Source organism: Serratia sp. MYb239 (assembly GCF_002966855.1).
Taxonomy (GTDB): Bacteria; Pseudomonadota; Gammaproteobacteria; order Enterobacterales; family Enterobacteriaceae; genus Serratia_B; species Serratia_B rhizosphaerae.
Window position 1 is genome coordinate 2,147,174 of sequence record NZ_CP023268.1, and the last position, 18,496, is coordinate 2,165,669.

At 52.4% G+C, this 18,496-nt stretch carries 17 protein-coding genes and 1 pseudogene; 12 read left to right on the forward strand and 6 right to left on the reverse strand.

Annotated features, from left to right (window positions below):
* Window positions 1-51: 51 nt before the first annotated feature.
* Together fhuE and CLM71_RS10320 are read left to right on the forward strand one after the other, a co-directional pair.
* Window positions 52-2,244 (forward strand): ferric-rhodotorulic acid/ferric-coprogen receptor FhuE, encoded by a 2,193-nt coding sequence (fhuE, locus tag CLM71_RS10315; protein ID WP_105230932.1) that lies wholly within the window; start codon window positions 52-54, stop codon window positions 2,242-2,244.
* 27 nt (window positions 2,245-2,271) lie between these two features.
* A complete protein-coding gene (locus tag CLM71_RS10320; RefSeq protein WP_105230933.1) occupies window positions 2,272-3,360 on the forward strand; it encodes a YncE family protein in 1,089 nt (362 codons plus the stop codon).
* Window positions 3,361-3,506: 146 nt separating this feature from the next.
* Here the strand turns inward: CLM71_RS10320 and CLM71_RS10325 are convergent, their stop codons facing one another.
* The gene (locus CLM71_RS10325) at window positions 3,507-4,436 is read right to left on the reverse strand and encodes an alpha/beta hydrolase (RefSeq protein WP_105230934.1); all 930 of its coding nucleotides are present in this window, start codon (window positions 4,434-4,436) and stop codon (window positions 3,507-3,509) included.
* A 121-nt stretch (window positions 4,437-4,557) separates the two neighbouring features.
* On the opposite strand from CLM71_RS10325, the gene CLM71_RS10330 reads away from it, so the two are divergent.
* A complete protein-coding gene (locus CLM71_RS10330) occupies window positions 4,558-5,466 on the forward strand; it encodes a LysR family transcriptional regulator (protein ID WP_105230935.1) in 909 nt (302 codons plus the stop codon).
* A gap of 111 nt (window positions 5,467-5,577) precedes the next feature.
* On the opposite strand, the gene CLM71_RS10335 is transcribed toward CLM71_RS10330, so the two are convergent.
* Together CLM71_RS10335 and CLM71_RS10340 are read right to left on the reverse strand one after the other, a co-directional pair.
* Window positions 5,578-6,738, reverse strand: coding sequence for an IS30 family transposase (locus tag CLM71_RS10335; RefSeq protein WP_105230936.1), 1,161 nt, complete (start codon window positions 6,736-6,738; stop codon window positions 5,578-5,580).
* A 172-nt stretch (window positions 6,739-6,910) separates the two neighbouring features.
* Entirely contained in the window at window positions 6,911-7,933 is a 1,023-nt protein-coding gene (locus CLM71_RS10340; protein ID WP_004958612.1) for an AraC family transcriptional regulator, read from the reverse strand.
* Between the two features lie 62 nt (window positions 7,934-7,995).
* Here CLM71_RS10340 and CLM71_RS10345 point away from each other — a divergent pair, with 62 nt between their 5' ends.
* Both CLM71_RS10345 and CLM71_RS23930 read left to right on the forward strand, forming a co-directional pair.
* The gene (locus CLM71_RS10345) at window positions 7,996-9,198 is read left to right on the forward strand and encodes an MFS transporter (RefSeq protein WP_105230937.1); all 1,203 of its coding nucleotides are present in this window, start codon (window positions 7,996-7,998) and stop codon (window positions 9,196-9,198) included.
* Between the two features lie 220 nt (window positions 9,199-9,418).
* A complete protein-coding gene (locus CLM71_RS23930) occupies window positions 9,419-10,042 on the forward strand; it encodes a hypothetical protein (protein ID WP_020439782.1) in 624 nt (207 codons plus the stop codon).
* A 197-nt stretch (window positions 10,043-10,239) separates the two neighbouring features.
* Here the strand turns inward: CLM71_RS23930 and CLM71_RS24255 are convergent.
* Together CLM71_RS24255 and CLM71_RS10355 are read right to left on the reverse strand one after the other, a co-directional pair.
* A pseudogene (locus CLM71_RS24255) lies at window positions 10,240-10,380 on the reverse strand (nitronate monooxygenase); the annotation flags it as partial.
* Window positions 10,381-10,511: 131 nt separating this feature from the next.
* Entirely contained in the window at window positions 10,512-11,348 is an 837-nt protein-coding gene (locus CLM71_RS10355; protein WP_020439781.1) for a MipA/OmpV family protein, read from the reverse strand.
* Window positions 11,349-11,554: 206 nt separating this feature from the next.
* On the opposite strand from CLM71_RS10355, the gene CLM71_RS10360 reads away from it, so the two are divergent.
* From CLM71_RS10360 to CLM71_RS10375, 4 genes are all read left to right on the forward strand, one after another.
* Complete coding sequence (locus CLM71_RS10360; RefSeq protein ID WP_105230938.1) at window positions 11,555-12,232, forward strand: response regulator transcription factor; 678 nt, start codon at window positions 11,555-11,557, stop codon at window positions 12,230-12,232.
* Entirely contained in the window at window positions 12,232-13,620 is a 1,389-nt protein-coding gene (locus CLM71_RS10365; protein WP_020439779.1) for a HAMP domain-containing sensor histidine kinase, read from the forward strand. The genes CLM71_RS10360 and CLM71_RS10365 overlap by 1 nt, the downstream gene beginning before the upstream one ends.
* A 54-nt stretch (window positions 13,621-13,674) precedes the next feature.
* Window positions 13,675-14,112 (forward strand): hypothetical protein, encoded by a 438-nt coding sequence (locus CLM71_RS10370; RefSeq protein ID WP_004958564.1) that lies wholly within the window; start codon window positions 13,675-13,677, stop codon window positions 14,110-14,112.
* 663 nt (window positions 14,113-14,775) lie between these two features.
* Window positions 14,776-15,450: a hypothetical protein gene (locus tag CLM71_RS10375; protein ID WP_105230939.1), complete on the forward strand. Its 675-nt coding sequence runs from the start codon at window positions 14,776-14,778 to the stop codon at window positions 15,448-15,450.
* A gap of 41 nt (window positions 15,451-15,491) precedes the next feature.
* Here the strand turns inward: CLM71_RS10375 and CLM71_RS10380 are convergent, their stop codons facing one another.
* Complete coding sequence (locus CLM71_RS10380) at window positions 15,492-15,824, reverse strand: RES domain-containing protein (RefSeq protein ID WP_105230940.1); 333 nt, start codon at window positions 15,822-15,824, stop codon at window positions 15,492-15,494.
* 230 nt (window positions 15,825-16,054) lie between these two features.
* Between CLM71_RS10380 and CLM71_RS10385 the strand changes: the two genes are divergently transcribed.
* The 3 genes from CLM71_RS10385 to CLM71_RS10395 are packed head-to-tail and all read left to right on the forward strand — an operon-like array spanning window position 16,055 to window position 17,278.
* Window positions 16,055-16,300 carry a hypothetical protein gene (locus CLM71_RS10385; RefSeq protein ID WP_105230941.1) on the forward strand — a complete coding sequence of 82 codons (246 nt, stop codon included), beginning with the start codon at window positions 16,055-16,057 and terminating at the stop codon, window positions 16,298-16,300.
* The gene (locus CLM71_RS10390) at window positions 16,297-16,608 is read left to right on the forward strand and encodes a hypothetical protein (protein WP_158684801.1); all 312 of its coding nucleotides are present in this window, start codon (window positions 16,297-16,299) and stop codon (window positions 16,606-16,608) included. Before CLM71_RS10385 ends, CLM71_RS10390 begins: the two co-directional genes overlap by 4 nt.
* Complete coding sequence (locus CLM71_RS10395; RefSeq protein ID WP_105230943.1) at window positions 16,583-17,278, forward strand: IS6 family transposase; 696 nt, start codon at window positions 16,583-16,585, stop codon at window positions 17,276-17,278. The genes CLM71_RS10390 and CLM71_RS10395 overlap by 26 nt, the downstream gene beginning before the upstream one ends.
* Window positions 17,279-18,496 lie beyond the last annotated feature (1,218 nt).

The following is an 18,496-nucleotide window of genomic DNA, read 5'->3' on the forward strand; positions in this document are numbered from 1 at the left end:
CGCCGGCGTATTCCGCTCACTGACAATAATAAAACCCCGAAGGATAAAATAATGATTATGGCTAAACGCCGTGGCCGTCTCCTGACCTCTGGCGGCCGGATGATGCCGGCGCTGTCAGGCATTGCCGTTCTGGTCGCCGCCGCGCTGCACCTGCCGGATGCCGCCGCGCAGGAGACGGAACAGGAGGACAACATCCTGGTGGAGGCCGCAGCAGGCGACGATGAGGCGGCGCAGCAGGATTACAGCGTGCCGATCACCCGGGCGGGCACCAAGATGAACCTGACCGCGCGCGATATCCCGCAGTCGGTCAGCGTTATCGGCCAGCCGCGCATGCAGGACCAGCAGATGCAGACGCTGGGGGACGTGCTGAAAAATACCACCGGAGTGACGGAGAAAGTGGCCGACTTTGACCGCAGCACCTTCTATTCGCGCGGCTTCCTGATCGATAACTACATGGTGGATGATATTCCCACGGTGTTTGAGGAGCGCTGGAATCTAGGGGATTCCGCGTCGGATACCGCGCTGTATGAGCGGATCGAGGTGGTGCGCGGCGCAACCGGCCTGATGACCGGCGCGGGCAACCCGTCCGCCGCGGTGAATATGGTGCGCAAGCATGCGGACAGCCGGGAGTTTACCGGCAATGTGTCCGCCAGCTACGGCAGCTGGAACAAGCAGCGCTATGTGCTCGATCTTTCCGCGCCGCTGACCGCCTCGGGCAATGTGCGCGGGCGCATGGTGGCCGGCTATCAGGATAACGACAGCTATATCGACCGCTACAGCGCCAACAAGAAGTTTATTTACGGCGTGGTGGATGCCGATCTGACCGACAGCACCACGCTGTCGGCGGGCTACGAGTATCAGGAAACCAACGCCGACAACCCGCCCTGGGGCGGCGTGCCGCGCTGGTATCGCGACGGCGGCAAAACCGACTATTCACGCTCGTTCAATACCGCGCCGGACTGGGCCTACAACGACAAGCAGTCGCGCAAACTGTTCGCCACGCTGAAGCAGCGCTTCGACAACGGCTGGCAGTTCACCCTGAACGGCACCCACACCGAAACCAAGCTCGACAGCAAGATGCTGTATATCGACGGCTTTTTTGACCGCGACAGCGGTATTGGCGTCAGTTCCTATCCGAACTACCCGGTGGTCGGCGGCACCGGCTACAACACCGGCACGCGCAAGGTGCATGCCATCGACGCCTTCGCCAGCGGGCCGTATCAGCTGTTCGGCCGCCAGCACCAGCTGATGGCCGGGGTCAGCTACAGCCGGCAGACCAACCGCTACCTGAACGCTTTCGCCAACCTGTCGCCCGACGATGTCGGCAACTTTAATCACTGGAACAGCCAGTTCCCGGAAACCGACTGGGGCGAGATGAGCGTGGCGCAGCAGGACACCATCCATCAAAAATCGGCCTACGCCGCGACGCGTTTCTCGCTGGCCGACTCGCTGCACCTGATTGCCGGCGCGCGCTATACCCAGTGGAGCACCAGCACGCTGACGCAGAACATGGAGAAGAACAACGTTACCCCGTACGCCGGGCTGGTGTACGACATTAACGACAGCTGGTCCGCCTATGCCAGCTACACCTCCGTGTTCAAGCCGCAAACCTACCGCGACAGCAGCGGCAGCTATCTGTCGCCGGTCACCGGTAAAAACTACGAGGCCGGTGTGAAAAGCGACTGGCTGAGCAGCCGTCTTACCACCTCGCTGGCGATCTTCCGCATCGAGCAGGACAACGTGGCGCAGAGCACCGGCCACGTGATCCCCGGCACCGCCGAAACCGCTTACTCCCCGGCGCAGGGCACCGTTAGTAAAGGCATCGAGTTTGAAGTGAACGGGGCGGTGACCGACAACCTGCAGATGACCTTCGGCGCGACCCGCTATGTGGCGGAGGACAGCAAGGGTGAGGCGGTCAATCCGATGTTGCCGCGCACCAGCGTGAAGCTGTTTGCCGCCTATAACCCGCCGGCGCTGCGCGAGCTGACCGTCGGCGGCGGGGTGAACTGGCAGACGCACACCTGGCAGGACGTTGCCGGCCCGGAGGGCAACGGCACCCTGCACGCCGAGCAGGGCAGCTATGCGCTGGTCAACCTGTTCGGCCGCTATCAGCTGACCAAACAGCTGTCGCTGCAGGCCAACCTGAACAACCTGTTTGATAAACGCTACGACACCAGTGTGAGTCAGTACGTGGTCTACGGCGCGCCGCGTAACGTGTCCGTGACCGCCAACTACCGTTTTTAATTTTTATGCTGAAAAAAGAGGTTTGCGATGAATAAGAAAAGATCTGCGCTGATGTTGTTGGTGGGGTTGGCGTTGGCCGGTTGCAGCGCCCAGCAGGGCGGCGGCGCATCCGCGACGGCGACAGGCACGCCGGCCGCGGCGGCCACGCAGAGCGCGCAGCTGCAAAAGAACGCGCTGGGGGACGGGCTGTATGAAATGGCCCTCACGCCGGACGGCCGGGCGCTGTATGTCGCCAGCGCGCAGGGTTTTAAGGACGTGCAGGGCGGAGCGATCTATAAGCTGGACCCCGCCACGCTGAAGGTGCTGGGGATCACCCATACCGATCTGAAAAACTTCGGCGTGGCGATGGATCCGCAGGGCAAGACGCTGTACATCACCAACTCGCTTGACGGCGGCGTCAGCGCACTGGATATCGCCAGCGGCAAGATTACCGGCCGTCTGCTGTTCAGCGAGCGTAATGAGAAAGGCTTCCCCTACGGCGCGCGGGAAATTCTCTGGCATGACGGCCAGCTGTTTATCGGCGGCGTGGCGGATCCCGGCGTGATCTGGGTGGTGGATGCCAAAACGCTGAAGCTGAAAAAACGCATTAATAACGCCGGGAAATGGGTCACCGGTCTGCACTATTCCGCGCAGACCCAACGTCTGTATGCCGCCAACGGCGGCGGTGAAATTCTGGTGATCAACCCGCGCAGCTACGCGATTGAGCAACGCTGGCAGCCGCTGGGTGAGAAGCCAGCGCTGCTGTTGAATCTGGCGGAAGATAAGCAAGGCGGCCGCCTGTTCGTCACCGATAATTCCAAAGCCAAAACCACGCTGGTGCTGGATATCCGCAGCGGCAAGCTGATCAAGCAACTGGACAACGGCGACTCGCTGGCGGTCAAGTATAATCCGCAGCGCCAGGAGCTGTACCTGACCCAGCGCGAATCGGGCAAATTGCTGATCCTGGATGCGCACAGCTATGCGACCAAGCGCAGCGTCAGCCTGCCGCCGCACCCGAACAGCCTGCTGCTGTCCGCTGACGGACAAACCCTGTACGTGACGGTGAAGCAGGCGTTCAACAAGGACGGCTCGACCCAGGGGCCGGACAGCATTGTACGGGTGCCGCTGAATCAATAACGCTTATAAAAAATAATTGCAGAACCTGTTAGGCCATATGTGAGGTAAGAACGGGGGATAAAGAAAGTTTTTCTATAAATATGTCATTTTCACTTCTGACGGGCGCAATAAGATGCGCCCGTTTTTTATGCAATCATCATGGGTAATTACTTGGATGCATCCTGCAGGGCTTGCTTAATAAAGGCGACTGAACTTTCGAGAGCCTGTACCGCTTCTGGCTGCAGCGTTGAGAAGAAATGCCAAGCGTGGAACATACCCGGCCAGACTTCCAGATTTACACGAACGCGGTTATCACCCAGATGCGTTGCCAGACGCATCGCGTCGCTCAGCATAAGTTCGTTTTCGCCAATTTGAATGAGCACTGGCGGTAGACCCGTCACATCGGCAAATACCGGTGATGCCATTGGATGGTTAGGCAACGCATCACCCAGGAAGGTGCGCGCCAGAAAATCCAAACCTGCTTTTGTGTTTAAGGGATCGAGACCTTCCCTATTGGTCATGGATACACCCGTATGTTCAAGATTGGCCCATGGTGAGATAGAGACACCAGCGGCCGGAAGCGGGAGACCCTTGTTACGTGCGGCAACCATGACGGTAACAACCATCGCTCCACCCGCAGACTCGCCTGCCAGCACGATTTTACTGGCATCAAAGCCTTGTTCAATCAACCACTCATAGGCACGAACCGTATCGGTAACTGGCGTAGGGAAAGGATACTCCGGAGCCAGTCGGTAGTCCGGCATGTAGACCCTTGCGCCCAGCATATTGGCGTAGTTGCCGCCAATACCGTGATAGCCAGCTGGTTCACCGACAATATAGGCCCCGCCGTGGATGTACATAACGATAGCATCGGTTTCAAGGATGTCGGGCGTAACCAAAGTGCCTGGTACGCCCCCCATATCAACCTCATTAAAGCTCACTCCGGCAGGTGCAGGATTTTTAGCCAGCATACGGGTGTAGGCGTTACGGACCTCACTCATCGGCGTTACGGTATCCTGACCTGTAAGGATTGGCCCCAGACCGGCCAGACTGTCTGACCATTCTTTTACAGCTTGTTTGGTTTGTTGATTCATCATCAGTGCTCCTGTGTATATTTGCGTTTAAATTTGACAGGAGCCTATGATATACAAACATTTGGGGAATATGGTTCCCATATCAGGGGGCGTTAATGCCCGTATTTGAAGAGAGAAATAATGCATGGAGATCAATAGTATTGGTGATATTGCAGCATTCGTCGCTGCGGTAAAAGCGGGGAGTTACACCCATGCGGCGAGTTCCCTTGGGCTTACACGTTCTGCTATTGGCAAAAGTATTGTCAGGCTTGAAACACGTCTTGGTGTTCGTCTTCTTAACCGTACTACGCGGCGTCTGAGTCTTACTGATGAAGGGAGGATAATGTTTGATCGTTGTCGTCAGATACTCGAAGACCTCGAGGAGGTCGATGCCACCATGGCCATGCGCAGAGTTAAGCCAACGGGGACTCTCCGGCTTAGCGCGCCGCTCTCTTTTGGACAGCGACATATTCTTCCCGTTCTGGATGCTTATCTAAAGAAATGGCCAGAACTTCGCGCGGAGGTGTCTTTTAGCGACAGGTTTGTGGACCTTATTGAAGAAGGTTTTGATATTGCCATTCGCATAGGTGAACCGCGCGATGATTCGCGCATTCTGACCCGAACGATAGCGTTGCAGCATATTGTCACATGCGCATCACCTGAGTACTTGTCCTCTCGAGGTATTCCAAAGACACCTGCGGATTTAATCGACCATGACACTATCTTTCTTCTTAGTGCAGAGAAAAGACGTAGCTGGCGGTTTGCCACCCCGGAAGGGGCATTTGTGTATGAAGGACCCGGGCGACTTAACCTCGACAGTTCTGAAGCCATGCGTGCATCGGCTATTGCCGGGTTTGGAATAGTCCACTTACCAACCTATTTGCTCGGTGAGGATTTGCGTAGCGGAAGATTGATACCCGTTCTTGAGGAATATCCTATTCCACCGGAACCTATTCGGGTGATTTATCCCAGTAAGCGGCATTTATCACCGCGGATTCGCTCTTTTATTGACCTGCTTATTGAAAGCTGGGAGCAGGGAGCGCCTTGGGAATAAGGCAGGCGTATCCCAAGCTCTGTTGTTCAGAATGTTTTTCAGGCCTAACGTCCGCTCCTCGCTCACAGCGGACCTTATGGCTTTGCTTTCTGTCCGCTCCGTGCTGTGAGTTCAACTGATGGACGCAACACACTTATTGAACCGTTCTGCGGGTGATTCATAGTCTAGCGTTTTTCTCGGTCTTTCGTTGAGCTGTCTGGCAACGCTGTTTAGTCTCTGCTGACTGTGAACCGATAAGTCAGTTCCCTTTGGAAAATATTGTCTGAGCAACCTGTTCGTATTTTCATTTGAGCCACGTTGCCAGGGAGATTGAGGATCACAGAAGTAAATCTGGATGTCTGTTGCTACAGTAAACCGGGTGTGGCTGGTCATTTCAGCTCCCCGATCCCAGGTTAATGTTTTATAAAGCTCAACAGGCAATTCCCGGGCTTGTCTGATGAGTGCAGATATAACCGTTATGGTCTTGTTGTCCCTGATTTTAGCCAACATAACAAAGCGGGAATGGCGTTCTACGAGGGTGACGATATAGGAGTTTTTCGAGCCCTGGATCAGATCACCTTCCCAGTGACCAGGTATGGCTCTGTCTGCGGCTTCCGGTGGCCTTTCGCTGATAGGTATCGAATTCGGGATTTTCCCTAATCCTTTCCCTTTAAGTGATGACGTTCGGGATCTACGAACCGCTCTTCCGCTTCTGAGGCATTGCTGTAGTTCTTTTTTTAATGCTCCCCGGGTTTGTATAAAAAGCGTTTTATAAATCGTTTCGTGTGACACATGCATTTCCTGATTATCCGGATAACAGCGTTTCAGCCAACCGGCGATTTGTTCCGGCGACCAGTCCTGATGCATCTTTTCTGCAATGAGTTTACACAATGTGGGGCTTTCAATTAGCTTGCAAGGTTTTGGTCTCAGAGCACTTTCCCACGCAGCTGTATCTGCTTTTGCTGCACGGTATTGTTTTGCACCTCCATGCCTCTTGATCTCGCGGCTAATCGTTGAGGGGGCTCTTGATAATTTATCAGCGATATCCCTGATGCTACGTCTTGCTACCAATCCTCTGGATATCTCCTCTCTTTCATCAAGTGAAAGAGCCAGCCGGTGCCGCTTTCGAACAGGAGGGCGATACCCACCAGTCTGGTGGATAGTCGGCATAATAGAAGAATGAAATCTGTCGAACATTCTGGCGATATCATGCAGGGAATCACCTTGCTTATACCTGTCCCAGATAATCGCCTTCTGCTCTGGCGTGTAGTTAATCCGAGTTCTTCGTTTCATGGCAACGTCCCCCCTTGATTAAGGATAGCGTTGCATCGACCCATTGAACTCACAGCCAATAGCGGACATAAAAGAAATTGCGATACCTTGAGTGGTGAAAAGCCGTTTCCGCTCAGTTTTTAATGTTGAGAGCGGCCTCCTACAGTGAATCCAGCAAATGCTAAAGGAACATTCACTCATTTACTGTATTAACGCCTCTTGCTGGTCGCTGACGCATAGCGCCCGGCGGATATCCATTGATGCGCTTAAAAGCTCTGCTAAACGCTGCCTGTGAGGCATAGCCGAGGCGAAGAGCAACGGTGTCAATTGAGATCTTATCGTGAATAATCCAGTGACCTGCGATGCGCATTCGCACCTCCCTTGCATAGCGCAGGGGAGGTATGCCGATGATTGATTTGAAGCGTTCAGCAAAAACAGAACGTGACACATGTGACTGTGCAGCAAGTTCAGCAACAGACCACTCCCGACCCGTATCGCGATGAATGGCCAGAATTGCACGGGCGAGTCGTGGATCACGTAACGCAGCGATCAGGCCAGCTGCGTTCTCGCTGCCGTTTTCGATCCATCCACGCACAATCATGGCAGCCGCCACTTCTGCGAGGCGGGCCAGAATGCCCGCGAAGCCAGCGCGTCCGGAACAGATTTCAAATTTCATCGCGCCCAGAATGGGAACCAGCCCCGGATAGATCTGTTCATTTGCCTCAACCACTATGGCTTGCGGCATCAGTTTACCAAGACCCTGCATTCCACCGAGATCGAACTCCATACAGCCATAAAACAGAACCGTGCTGGGTGTCGGATGCGAACTCGGGCAAGTATTGATTCCGCTGACGGCCTCGCCTAAAGGAGCAGAGCCTAACGTGTCGATATGTTGAAATGAACAGCTGACATCCGATACAAGCTGGTGATCCTCACCCTGCGGCATGAATACCATGCTGCCAGCTTTCAGTTCGTGCAATGTACCATCGTGTGTGCGAAGCAGAGCAGTACCTACAGCGATGTAATGAAAATAGGCATGTCCCGGTCTGTTGCTAAAACCCACGCCAAACTCAGAGCCAGTCTGTAAACGGCGATACTGCACGCCACGCAGGCGCATTTCCAGCAGCAATTCACTGATGAGCTCGGATGTAAGGGCAAAATGTCTGTTCACATGCATAATCGGAGTTTCGGGTAAAAAATCAGGATGTAGCATCATAGATCGTCCAGCGACTCAACTCTAGACTAGGCGTTATAATTTTTCTCCAGGTAGAGTGTGTTATGAGAAATGAAGCAACTGAAGCTGTATCCGCGAGTTTGAATAGTTCGGAACCCAAAGAATCCGCATGGATGGCCGTTATTTCACTGACTATGGGTGTGTTTGGCTTGCTGACTGCAGAATATCTTCCTGCCAGCCTGTTGACCCCCATGGCTGCCGATCTCGGTGTGACCGAAGCTCTAGCTGGTCAGGCTGTGACGGTAACGGCTGTGGTGGCCCTGTTTGCTGGTCTGATGGTTCCCCGCCTGACGCGTAATTATGATCGCCGAAATGTTTTGCTTGGTTTTACCGTGCTGATGATTGCCTCCAACCTGCTGGTCGCACTTTCATCCAGTCTGGCTGTTCTGTTAGTCATGCGCATTTTGCTGGGCATCGCGCTGGGAGGCTTCTGGAGTATGGCTGCTGCCGTCGCTATGCGGCTGGTCCCTGCTAAAAGCGTCCCGCGCGCTCTCTCCATTATTTTTAGCGGTATTGCTGTCGGTACCGTGGTTTCGATCCCGCTGGGGAGCTATTTGGGTGGGCTTTATGGCTGGCGTAGTGCTTTTATCGCTGCAACCGCAGTAGGCGTGCTGACACTGATTTTTCAGCTGTTTACCCTTCCTGGAATGGCTCCGCGTAGAATGATGATAACAGCCTCTGTCATGGATTTACTCCGTCGCCCAGGCATTGCGATGGGTATGACGGGGTGTGTGATTGCCCATACCGGTCAGTATGCGCTGTTTACCTATATTCGTCCGGCTCTCGAAAATATTGCCCAACTTGATGTGGATCGTTTGTCTTTGATACTGCTTGGATTTGGCATCGCTAATTTTATCGGTACGCTGCTAACCGGGTGGCTGATGGAGAGAAGCCTGCGTCTCACACTGATACTCATGCCAGCGCTTGTCGGTTTCGCGGCATTAAGCATGATTTTGCTGCCACTAGAGGAAAAAGGATTGGTGTTGTTCGTCGCGTTGTGGGGGATGGCATTTGGTGGCGTACCCGTTGCGTGGTCAAATTGGGTAGCGCGTTCCGTTCCCGATCAGGCTGAAACCGCTGGCGGCATGGTAGTCGCAGCAGTTCAGTCCTCAATTGCGGCGGGTGCTGCGTTGGGAGGATTACTCTTTGGTATCAGCGGCGTAACAGATGTTTTCATCACCGCTGGTTGCATAATGTTTTTTGCCACGCTCGTTATTGGACTAAAGGTGAGGGTCGCTCTGACCTGACCACTTCCCCTGTAAGAAAGTTTCAATGAAGGCCAGCTGAACCAGGTGGCTGGCCTGAAAAAAACAGCGAGATTTCCTCCTCCTTTTCCGCTCTATTTGTTATCCGCTAGTCGTTGTCAGCAGATCTTCAGCGTCAAGTGTTTGTCTGCTGTGTGCCAGAAGCAGACATTGATTAACCCCGGCACCATGTGGAGCATATGAGGAGATCGATCTCCCGGACGTGAAGGTTCTTTTAGATCCTCCTGAAATATATAGCAGGGGGGATGTCCTTTATTATAATGGAAAAATTACAGACACTTCTTACGTTGCTGTTTTGAATCTAACCATAAATCATGACATCAAAAAAATATCTATAAATAGCATTGGTGGTGATGCTAAAAATGCTATGGAAATAGGTGACTACATCTACAAAAATGGCCTCGGTGTTGATGTACGCAGTGTTTGCGCTTCTGCCTGTGCTAACTATATTTTCCCGGCCGGGAAGAATAAATATCTAGGTAATAATTCATATCTTCTGTGGCATGGTGGTGTCAACGGACCTGAGAGAGAAGTTACAGTATCAGGAAATATTTCTAAAGATGATTTTTTTATGCTTCAGGAACTTAAAAAATTAAAAAATGATGACATTGCATTCTATAGAAGAATTGGTGTGAACATCAGGGTGTCATTTTGTCCGCAATTAAAAGATGACTATGAAGAAAGATTTCCGGAGAAATGGTTTTCATACCCTCCGGAAGACTTGGAAAAATTTGGCATAAAAAACATTAACTATGCCATTTCAGCTTCTCAATGGGTTTTCTCCATGAGAAATAAGCACGTTATTTTTGCCAGTTACTGTAATTAGGGGAAACAACAATGTGTGAGCTTTCTTTGAGTGAAATGAAGCTTCGTGTTGTAGAAATAACCGACAGAAAGGCAGCAGGAAGTAATGGTTAACCGCTTTAGCCCCCTCAGCTCTGCCCGCCCGCGATTGAAAGCCACCTTATAGTTCATAACTAAGAACATCGAGGCAGAACCTCATCGGTTTAAACAGCATCCCCTGAGGCCCGGAATGACGGCACCTTCGCCGTAACCGATATAAACTACAGCCCTGACGCCTTCTTCCTTGATTACCTGCAGGATAGGCGGCGTCCGGATATCATTTCCCTGAGTTAGGATAAGGTTTACCCCGATTCCTCTTTGATAAGAATCTCGCTTGCATCCAGTAGGGGTGGGATCAACGCCTTATCCTTACGTCCTTTGTGAGTACCACCCCATCATCTGTATCGGGGCAGATCGAGTGTGTATTTATTGACAGTGCAATCGAACAACGTTCAGAAGCTATATGTCACTTTCAAGCTTCCATTGGGCGATGCTTTTCGTTGCACAATCGGGCTGTTACGTGCATCACCAGCCAACTGCGTAAAGCCTGTAGCGGCCACTACACTCCAGTCTTGGTTGAACTTGTGCGTCCAGTCCATATTCATTGAATAGGCATAAATCCCGGAACCGGCATCATATTGACTAAACCCCGATGCGGCTGACTGTGATGAACTTACCCCGTAGTAAGTTTGCATATAGTTGCCTGTTCCCCAACTGCTGGTCAGCGCCATCGTCACGGTATTTTCCGATGAGTTATAAAGCGGGCTGATAATACCGAAATGCACGGCCGCGCCATTGTCCCGTTGAGAAAACGGCACCTCAGCCTGCAATTGCAAATGAAGCCAGTCGGTGACCTTATACCCCAGACCCAATGCCCCGATAGCCGAGCCTTTGACATCGCCCATACCCCGCAAGTCGTCACTGCCATCGCTCAGTGAGTCGCTGTCCACGTCATGATCCTTACGGCCTGCGCGATAGCTCAGCGCAGTACTGTAATCCAGCTTGCCGGTGCTGTTGCCGTAACCGATACCCCGCGTGGTACTCACGAAGAACCCATTATGCATCGAGTAATCAAGTAACAGGGCTGTCGTGACGCGGTTTTCATCCGAACCAGAATAAAGTGGCGTAACATCCACGCCTCCTCCCAACGTTAAGGCGTTACCCTGTTGTGGTTCTGCCGCAAGTGTTGGGGTGGCCAGTAACGCCAGCAGCGCGCCCGGCAGCATTTTTTTCAGGGTGCGTCCTGAGAGTGAATAGGGGAACTTATGACGCAGTTCGAAGTTGCTCATTAAAGAAGTCCTTATGGATTCAAACGATTACGATGCAAGCGGGTTTTAAACGCCAGAACGCTCAGTTTGAATACGCACCCTAAAGTTCTCATGAGCTAAAAATGAAGAAATACTTAAGCACGTACCGGTGACACAAACCTGATAAATTTCCTGATACCGTTTTTTTCTTCAGACGTTCTTCATTCACTGTTGATAACGTAACTATTGTGAAAATTCTCCTCATCGAAGACGACCTGGATCTCGGCAACGGCGTACGTATTGCCCTTGCAGATCAAGGATTAGATGTAATATGGGTTCGCCGCAAAGTGGATGCGCTGCATCAACTCGATGCCTGCGTGCCGGAACTTGTGTTGCTCGACCTCGGACTGCCCGACGGCGATGGCATGAGCCTGATGGCGTACTTGCGCCAGCAGCTCAAGGGGATCCCCGTCATCATTCTGACCGCGCGAGGCACTCTGCAGGATCGCCTGTGCGGGCTGGATGCCGGTGCTGACGACTATCTCGTCAAACCTTTTGTTCTCGCCGAGTTGTTGGCCAGGGTAAGAGCACTTGCGCGACGCAGTTACGGTTTTAAGAATGAGGTGATAGAAATTCGTGGGTTATCTCTCCACGTGCCGACTCGTCGCGTGACAGTGAGCGCGCGGAATGTTGAGTTGACGGCAAGTGAATATGCGCTGCTTGAAACTTTAATGATGCGCACTGATCGCGTGCTTACACGAAGGTTTCTGGAGGAAAGGATATTCGGCGCAAAAGAAAATATGAGCAATGCACTCGATGTGCATATGGGTAATTTACGTCGCAAAATCGGCGACGGTTATGTACGAACGGTGAGGGGCATAGGGTATGTCATTGATACCGTACCGATTCAGAAAGGGGCCGGTTGATGCGAAATTTTTGGCGCCACCTGAGAACTCCAACGCTCGTACGGCGAATTATGATCGCCCAGATGTTACTGCTTACACTGCTTTGGTGTCTTTTTCTGACCTACATTTTGTGGGAGAACTTGCGTAGCCCCCCGATGCTAACGGGCAGCAATACCTACGAAACCATTCTTACATTGGTTGATCGTATGGATGATCGCCCGCAGGATCGCAACGCTGTGCTGGAAAAGTTCAGCACAGCGTTGCGGGAAGGTTATGGCGGAGGTGAAGATCCGAAACTGTCAATCAGCCTAATCGTTCGGAAGAATAAAGAGATAATTTATTCATCTGATGGCGCTCCGGCAGGGGTGACAAACACCCTGTATGGGAAAATTCAGAGCATTCAGAGTGAAGGTCGCACCTGGACTAGCCGTACTCTCAAGTCCGGGAGGTCCGATGCGGAGGTAACACTTGTCACGCCTGCCGGAGGCTGGAACTTTTTTATATACCTGAACTCGCGTGGATACTACATATTGCCGCTGCTGGTGTGCATTCCTTTTCTTTTGTTTCCCGCGTGGCTGTCAATCCGTATTGCAATGCGACCCTGGAACAAGGTGATAAATGAAATTTCCTTACGAACTTCAGAAGATCTCTCTCCCTTAAAAGAAGTGCCAAAGCACATGGAGCTTCGCCAAATGGTGGACGCTACTAATCTATTTCTTGCCAGGGTGCAAGAGAGTTCTGATAGGGAACGGGTTTTCATTGCAGATGCCGCTCACGAACTGCGTACCCCACTGGCTGCGATGCGAATCAATGTGGAGGCTTTGCAGTCCTATGTAAGCAGCAATAATCAACAGGAGTTGCTTGCAGGGATTATTCGCAGCAATAGCCGTGCAGCGCGTCTTGTCAATCAGTTGCTGCTGATGATGCACAGCGAAGTGCGCATTGACACTGTTATGGAGCCTGTGCCGCTGACAACGCTCATACAAGAGCGAATGGCTGCACTGGCACCGCTAGCGGCTGAGCGCAGGGTTGAGCTCGAATTCTACTCTGATGATGAAGTCTGGATCACAGGCGTCAGGGAACGCCTGATGTCGCTGATTGATAATTTAATTGAAAATGCCGTGAAGTACAGCCCTGAGGGCGGACGGGTTGAGGTAGATGTACGATCTATTGATAAATCTACTCAGCTACGTGTTTCAGATGCAGGGCCCGGCATTCTATTTGAATTGAGGGAGCGCGTGTTCGATAGGTTTTTTCGCGATCCCAATCAGATACAAAGCGGGAGTGGATTGGGACTTGCAATAGTCAAAGCGGTTGCGCAGCAACACAACAGCAGCGTATGCCTAAGTACGTCTGCAGAAGGTGGGCTCATGGTTACTGTTGACTTTCCAAACTACAAGTCCGCCTGAAAGAAAACATGATTTTGATACCAGCGCAGCGGAGGGCCTCTCTCTGTAAGAACAATGGAGTTGAAATTGAAATATTTGACGCTGTCTACACTATTATTTTCTATCTCAATCAGCGGGTGCGCCATAACCATCAGCGAATTAAAAAGCGGTCAATCATCTTATGACGGCAGCTTCACGAGCAAGACGAAGCCCTCCGACACCTATCGAACCTTAAGGCACATGGCAAGGCAGTGCCTGGAATATGAGGCATATTCAGGAAATCCGGTCATCGTATTAAGCGAGTTTGACGGTGAGCGCAATGAAGGTGAGATCAATCAAAAGCTCCTTGCGCAGGGACTGTTGATTAACAACACGCTAATTGAAATAGAAAGAAATGATGGGGACAAAGCCCAGGTCAGCCTATACACAACCAAGAACATCTTGAGTGTGGGAATCAGGTCGCCAAATATAAGTGATATCAAGCGCTGGGCTGACGGCGATAGAGCTTGCTAGAACGACACTCTCGTCAATACCGTGAAGCATCTCAGGCCATATGACTTAATCCCCCGTTGATTTACACACCGCGATTTAAGTAATGCCTTCATCAGTAATGAGAACAACTGCGAACGTCCGCTCCTCGCTCATTGCTGCCTGTCATTCCTGCTTAAAAAACAGGCTTAACGTAGGATATTTTCCGTTTTCCAAGCGGCCCCCTTAAAAACCGCACCCAATATACCATATATGCGTTATCCACAGAAACTGGGGATAAGTTTGTGGGGGATCGGCTTTCCTCGCGTTAAGCCGAATCAGATACAAAAGATAGAAGAGGCCCAATATGAGAAATCCAAAAGGGAAATAATTCGTGCCGGTGATCGGTCAGCCCATCCGTTTTTCTTCCGACTTCTGGAATTATCCCCAAACTCGGAAGCAAATAATCGACACCGCCCCGCACCGCGGGGCAGGGGGTTCGGGTCTAAAACACAACATGCAGTACCTGTTACTGCCAAAAACCACTTCATCTTGTGCCTGATGGGCAGGGCGGGGGCGTTGCCGGAAATAGCAGAAAACGGAAGGGCGTTGTGTCACATCCAGACGGATGTATAAAAGTTGCGCGCGTTTCAGATTTTCATTAAAATGGATGTTATGAAATCTTAAACACACAGAGACGAGGCTATCATGACTACACTGAACATGACCAAACCGGCCCGTGCTCCCCGGCTCAACCCTGAGCACGTTGAAAAAGCGTTGATCCAATCGCGCATAGATAACGTCGGCAAAAAATTTGTTGCTGCACTCGATGCCGTGGATGAAAACAAATTACTGTCCTTATTAACCCTGTCCGACGATGAGTTCTGGTCGGAAGTTAAAATCATGGCCCTCACTCAGTCGCTGATTAATAACGTCAGCGAGGAAAAAGAGGAGCAGGAATATTATGCCGAAGCCCGGCTGGCATTCTTAAAAAGTCTGGAGAAATACGGCGGCGTTCATAAATCAACGGCCGTGAAAAATATACTGGGTGTGTCGGTGCCGACCGTCCACAAATATAGCAAGCAGAACAAGCTGATTGTTCTAGACTGGGGTGTTGAAAAGCTCTATCCGGTATTTCAGTTCTCGGTTGATGAAAAGAACAGTGAAAACGGCATGCTTAAAGGCGTTCCGGAATTATTGGCATGCATCACCCATAACGTGAGCAACCTGCGTAAATGCAACTTCTTTACCCGTCAGGTTGAAATGCCAGGCAGCGGTGAGAAAATCAGCGCGCTCGATATTTTGCGCCGTGGCGCCACCGATGAAGAAATGGCGCACCTGCGTATTCTGGCCGCAAACTTCGGCACGCAGAACGCGGTGTAACAAAAGCGGTGCCAGTCACCCCTGGCACTGCTTTTCCTTATTTATCCGGCGATCCGGATATTGCAATCAGCTCTCAGGATCTGCCTTGCGGTTCTCCCCCGGTGCTCATACTGACTCAGCGGTGTCACTGATGCTGTCGGCAGGATGCCATCCCCGTCTACCTTGTCTGACCAAAGAGCCAGGCACGGCTTACCGGTGTGTCTGGACAAATACTCAACGCCATCTGCATGCTGTGCCATCTCCGTTGCCAGTTCCTGCGTCAACGGATAGGTCGCCTTGGGCGCCATCAAATCGCCGACAGGCTGCCTCAGATGAGGCCCTAACCGGGTCAGATCAAACACCTTCAATGGCCGTTCTGTGGTGATTTCAGCCATGCAGTTGGTCTCAAAGTCCGAACGATCGATGAACTCTTCATCCTAGAAAAATTCACTACACGCCGTATGGGGCGAGTCGGCCAGGTACATCGGCCATTTGGATTGATCGGATACCCCGGCGGCGGCATAATGATAGCGCAACCTGGCACTGCCGGCAGGGAAAACCCTTGATATTTATAGAGTTTTGCTAGCTATAATCCAGAACACCACGATGAAGGGAGATAACAGCAATGACTGAGGCAGTACCGGATGAATTTATTGATGCCTTCGACCACTTGTGGCAGCTACCGGCGGGCATGACAGATAAAGAGATCTCGGACTCCCATGCGTTCCGGGAATTTAGGCAAACGGTTAATAGATGTTCCTATGCCCACGTCACGCTCTTTATGGAATGGCATCTGATCCGGGGATTAAAAAAACTGGGTGTGCCCTGTTTTTTCCTGCCGGTGACCCACTTGCGGCTACCGACAGGATGAAGGCGACAACGCTCTGTCATGCTGCGTTGATGAAGGAGTACGTCCAGATCACCTATCTCTGCCCGCTCGATTGCGCCGGCGACATACCGCGTATTAAGACGGCCAATGCCACCATCAAAGTCTTCAGTGAAGCAGAACTGAATGTATTGCTGAATTCTCCCGAGCATCAGCGACAATCAGGCTTCAAGGCCGCAGAGACCAATAGGTTGTCGCAATTTTGGTTCTGTCGCATTAAGGCGCGGTCAGGTAACATACTGTTTTTTTTTGCAATGTTGCCTGACCATGTCCCTGATCCAAAAATCCTTTAAACGCCTTCATTATCCCACCGATATTATTGCTCAGTGCGTCCGCTGGTATCTGGCTTACTCCCTGAGCCTGCGTAATCTGGAGGAGATGATGGCTGAGCACGGTATCACCATTGACCATTCCACGCTTCACCGCTGGGTAATTCGTCTGGTGCCGCTGCTGGATAAGACCTTCCGCCGGCATAAAAGTTCGGTGGGATGTCGATGGCGAATGGATGAAACCTACATAAAAGTCAGGGGGCAGTGGAAATATCTGTACCGTGCGGTCGATACCGAAGGCAGGTCAATCGACTTTCTGCTGACGGCGAAGCGGGATGCCACAGCAGCCCTGCGCTTCTTCCGCAAGGCCATTTGCCATCACGGTACACCGGAAGTCGTCACCATCGATAAAAGTGGCGCCAACACCGCGGCACTGGCCATACTCAATGCCGGTAAACCGGATGAAGAAACCATCGCCATCAGGCAGGGTAAATACCTGAATAACGTTGTAGAGCAGGATCACCGTAACATCAAACGCCGGATAAAACTGATGCTGGGATTCAAATCGTTTCGTCGGGCACAGGCGCTCCTGGCTGGCATCGAGCTGGTCCACATGATACGCAAAGGGCAATATCAGCATCCGGACGGGGAGGGATTATCTCCGGCAGATCAGTTTTACCTGTTGGGTGCCTGAAAAACAGGCAATGCACTTTTTGACAACCCGCTGCCGTTAATGCGACAGAACCCTCCCGGGCGGCATCAAATGCTCGCTGCCGCCACGGTTACCCTGAAAACATGTTCAGCAAATCCGTCACTCCCCGACACCCAAACTTCGCGAGCGCTTTGCGCCTGTGGGTGTAAATGGTCTTTGTGCTGACGTAGTTCAGCTTTGCCTGCCAATGAACGGACACTTCGCGCAGTGATTGTTGCAGAACCCGCAGCTCTGTTGGCGTCAGCCGGCCGTCGGGTAACAGGGGGAGTCGTTCCGCTTGCCATGAGCGCGAAAAAAAGGTCTCGGGCGAGGGCATCACGGCCGCACGGTACAGGGCGGTCAACGGCTGCCGTCCCGGTGTGATACGGACAATCCCCGGTATCCCCGTTCCCATCAGGGCGGTGCGAGTCACGTCGCTGGAAAATGGACTGCACACAATCAGTTGGTGATAATGCGCTAGGCACGCCTTCCCTCCCCCCAGTTGAAGCAATAACAACAGGGCAGCCGGGGGAAAGGGCGGCAAGTGCACAATCAGACTGCGAGCGAGAGAGCGGGGCAAGGAGCACCCGGCGCGTGACGCGTGGGGGGGCAGGGCCTCGACTGAGCCGGCAACAGTGACGCCGGACAGGGTGCCTGCCATGGCGGGCTCAGAGAGCAGCATTTCCCATCCCTTGCGGGTATATGCGCAAGGGGAAACGAGTGTCACATCCCAACACCATGGCAAGGTTGAGGTCAATGATGCCGGTGTGCCGTTGCCCTGTGGGGGCACGGCCGCGCGTGCCAGGATGTTCTTCGATAATAGGCTCAACAATGCATTCCCTTATGGTTCATGTAACATGTGAATGCCGAGATGGAACAGGCCAAGCCCCCACTGGCCAGTATCATGCCCAGCCAGAGGCAATACCGGAACCAGCACGCATTGTGTCACCCGGTATTGAATGCGGCGAACAAGACGGCACGTCCCATCATGACGACAACCCCACCCAACGGCAGGCTCATGACCGGCAATCCCGCAATTCTGCTCCATATCGCCCCGCCCCCCACGAATAACCCAGTCGTGATGACATCCTCCATGGCATATCTGCCACATAAAAATCGCCGCCACGCACCGTGTCTCTCAGGCGCGTGAACCACAGGGGTGCCGGGAAATAGCCACAGGCCAGCGGTCAGGGAGACAAGCAGCCATAACCACGACACGAC

Coding starts and splice junctions, on each gene's coding strand:
- fhuE (WP_105230932.1), top strand. CDS start 52: ATGATTATGGCTAAACGCCGTGGCCGTCTCCTGACCTCTGGCGGCCGG.
- CLM71_RS10390 (WP_158684801.1), top strand. CDS start 16,297: ATGAAGGCGACAACGCTCTGTCATGCTGCGTTGATGAAGGAGTACGTC.
- CLM71_RS10380 (WP_105230940.1), bottom strand. CDS start 15,824: ATGGCTGAAATCACCACAGAACGGCCATTGAAGGTGTTTGATCTGACC.
- CLM71_RS10375 (WP_105230939.1), top strand. CDS start 14,776: ATGACTACACTGAACATGACCAAACCGGCCCGTGCTCCCCGGCTCAAC.
- CLM71_RS10345 (WP_105230937.1), top strand. CDS start 7,996: ATGAGAAATGAAGCAACTGAAGCTGTATCCGCGAGTTTGAATAGTTCG.
- CLM71_RS10330 (WP_105230935.1), top strand. CDS start 4,558: ATGGAGATCAATAGTATTGGTGATATTGCAGCATTCGTCGCTGCGGTA.
- CLM71_RS10320 (WP_105230933.1), top strand. CDS start 2,272: ATGAATAAGAAAAGATCTGCGCTGATGTTGTTGGTGGGGTTGGCGTTG.
- CLM71_RS10365 (WP_020439779.1), top strand. CDS start 12,232: ATGCGAAATTTTTGGCGCCACCTGAGAACTCCAACGCTCGTACGGCGA.
- CLM71_RS10335 (WP_105230936.1), bottom strand. CDS start 6,738: ATGAAACGAAGAACTCGGATTAACTACACGCCAGAGCAGAAGGCGATT.
- CLM71_RS10385 (WP_105230941.1), top strand. CDS start 16,055: ATGACTGAGGCAGTACCGGATGAATTTATTGATGCCTTCGACCACTTG.
- CLM71_RS10370 (WP_004958564.1), top strand. CDS start 13,675: ATGGAGTTGAAATTGAAATATTTGACGCTGTCTACACTATTATTTTCT.
- CLM71_RS10340 (WP_004958612.1), bottom strand. CDS start 7,933: ATGATGCTACATCCTGATTTTTTACCCGAAACTCCGATTATGCATGTG.
- CLM71_RS10355 (WP_020439781.1), bottom strand. CDS start 11,348: ATGAGCAACTTCGAACTGCGTCATAAGTTCCCCTATTCACTCTCAGGA.
- CLM71_RS10395 (WP_105230943.1), top strand. CDS start 16,583: ATGTCCCTGATCCAAAAATCCTTTAAACGCCTTCATTATCCCACCGAT.
- CLM71_RS10325 (WP_105230934.1), bottom strand. CDS start 4,436: ATGATGAATCAACAAACCAAACAAGCTGTAAAAGAATGGTCAGACAGT.